Annotated in this window: 1 protein-coding gene; it reads right to left on the minus strand. The window is 32.3% G+C overall.

Translation table 11 applies throughout. The annotated features are described in order from the left end of the window. Positions 1-206, minus strand: a 206-nt coding sequence (locus EHQ58_RS18860) for a hypothetical protein (protein ID WP_210412839.1), incomplete at its 3' end; no start/stop codon positions are given. Positions 207-313: the final 107 nt, after the last annotated feature.

A 313-nucleotide genomic window follows, 5' to 3' on the forward strand; every position in this document is an offset into this window, starting at 1 on the left:
ATATTGAAGGAATCCCAAAATCCTTTTACTTGCTCATTACTTCGGTGTAAGTTAGTATTTCTGAAATTAAATGCTCCTAAATCAATTAAATACGGACATTTATTCCGAAACAGAATATTCCATGGATGTGGATCATCAATCGTTAAATTCATTTTTGAAACTGTAGATTCCGCACACAAGATTAGATTTACGGCCAAGATGAACATTTCGAAAGTCCATTCACACGGAGCAATATTAGGTTTGATTTCATCTTGAATAATTACACCTAACTCCTTTTTCTTGAATTTCCTAAACTCAAAGGGTAGAATTATAT

Source organism: Leptospira ognonensis, from assembly GCF_004770745.1.
Classification (GTDB): Bacteria; Spirochaetota; Leptospiria; order Leptospirales; family Leptospiraceae; genus Leptospira_A; species Leptospira_A ognonensis.